The organism is Acinetobacter sp. YH12097, from assembly GCF_013419225.1.
GTDB lineage: Bacteria > Pseudomonadota > Gammaproteobacteria > Pseudomonadales > Moraxellaceae > Acinetobacter > Acinetobacter amyesii.
Map to the genome: position 1 here is coordinate 1 of NZ_VPAN01000094.1, position 1,962 is coordinate 1,962.

Sequence of the window (1,962 nt, forward strand, 5' to 3'; positions counted from 1 at the left end):
AAAACCTTATTATTGGAAACCTGTGCTTTGGACGAGGGCATACTGTCTACTTACAACAGGTGGAGCGACAATTGATGTAATTCGAGAATACATCCAAAACCAAGAAAGACCCGACTGAAAAGGCGTGTTATCCATCTCCATCTAAATCACAGATTATAGATGGAGAATTCCGCACATTTAGTTAAAACATAAGAGCTTTTGCCCTTTAGTTTACCCACTAAATTAGACACTGAATGTTTAGGGTGAACACTTACAAGCATGTGAATATGATCATCCTCGCCATTAAACTCAATGAGTTCACAATTCATTTGCAAGCAAGTTTCTTTCATAATCTCTTTTAAAGAAGTCAGTATTTCCATTGTTAATACATCTCTTCGGTATTTTGTAACAAATACTAGATGAACAATATTGTTAAAAATACATGATCTACCTGTTCTCCACTCGTACATATTAACCACACACTAGATTTACATTGATCTTATTTTGAGCAAAAATAAGCTTGTTCACTAGAGGTTTTTTTAATTGCTATCAGGCATCAGATTAAGGGCATATCCAACTGAACATCAAAAACTAATTTTAAGTCAGTGGATGGGTTGTGCTCGTTTTATTTGGAATGCCAAATGTGATGAAGATAAATACTATCGTGGTTTTGCTCGCAAATTCACACCATACAATCACTATTATGAAACCCAAGATCAGAAATATTCTCACTTTAAATCGAATGAATTAAGCTCTTGGCTTGCAAACTGTCCTAGCACCATTCAAAAGAACTCAACCGTAAATTGGTTTAATACGCTCAAAAAATCCATTAAGGGTGTGTGTGGACGACCAAGACGCAAAAAAAAATCAGACAAAGGTTCTGTCCATTTAACATCTGATTTATTTGAGTTTCGAGTAGAAAACAATAAGCGTAAATTATTTATTGGCGGTAAGAAATTCAATATCGGAGCTTTAAATTTTAAAGCTCATGCTGAGTTTAAAGAGCCAAAATCCATCTACATTAGCAAAGAACGAGGTCAATATTTCATTGGCTTCTGTTATAAAGATGATGTGGAAGTTGCAGAATTTGACGGTAAAAAATTCAACGCTGATAAATACTCAGAAAAGCACCTCAAACGCTTACGTGACATGAATGAGGAACACCTACAAAAGGTGGTTGTTGGTATAGATCGTGGTGTCACCATCCCTGTTCATGCAGGACATGAGCAATTCGATTTCAGTAAAGAACAAAAGAAACATTTAAGTAAAGCAGATCGTTATATTAAACGATTGCAAAAAAGACTTGCTCGACAAGTAAAAGGCTCAAATCGTAGAGCCAAGATTAAACATCGACTTGCTGTGCATCATGCAAAAAAAGCCAATATCCGTAAGGATTTCGCTCATAAAACAAGTCGAAGTTTGGTTAATGGATTTGGTCAGGTATTTATTTTTGAGAAACTAAATACCAAACAGATGACCAAAAAGCCTAACCCCAAGAAAGATGAGTTCGGACGTTTTGTTCCAAATAAGGCTAAAGCTAAAGCAGGGTTAAACAAAGCTATTCTTAATGTTGGATGGCACAGAATTTCAGAATTCTTAACGTATAAATCAGTCAAATTAGGTAAGGCTGTATTTACAATTCATGCTTCTTACACAAGTCAGGAGTGCGCTTCATGCGGTCACACTCACCACGACAATCGCAAAAGCCAAGACAGGTTTAATTGCGTGAGTTGTGGACATGCTGATAATGCAGATCACAATGCATCAATTGTTATTAAGAACAGAGCAATTAAATTAGTTTTAGACTGTGGAACACAGTTGGATGGTAATTATTTATCATCTAGTGGGCGTAGAGGTGTGATATACGCTGAATTATCAGGAGACTTTCCCTTGGGAGATTCTAGGCAGCCAACTTATAAAAGTCTTCGGCCATTTGATTTGGTGTCTTAAAACCCAAACCCTTTTGAATTCTTCTATGATTAT

The 1,962-nt window shown here is 36.1% G+C and carries 1 protein-coding gene and 2 pseudogenes; 2 read left to right on the forward strand and 1 reads right to left on the reverse strand.

The window, feature by feature from the left end:
- Positions 1–118: transposase (locus FTU37_RS16520; RefSeq protein WP_180124671.1), on the forward strand; the 118-nt coding region annotated here is incomplete at its 5' end.
- A 58-nt stretch (positions 119–176) separates the two neighbouring features.
- On the opposite strand, the pseudogene tnpA reads toward FTU37_RS16520, so the two are convergent.
- Positions 177–449 (reverse strand): annotated as a pseudogene (gene tnpA / locus FTU37_RS16525) (IS200/IS605 family transposase); the annotation flags it as partial.
- A 73-nt stretch (positions 450–522) separates the two neighbouring features.
- Between tnpA and FTU37_RS16530 the strand changes: the two are divergent.
- Positions 523–1,752: pseudogene (locus tag FTU37_RS16530) on the forward strand (RNA-guided endonuclease InsQ/TnpB family protein); the annotation flags it as partial.
- Between the last annotated feature and the right edge of the window lie 210 nt (positions 1,753–1,962).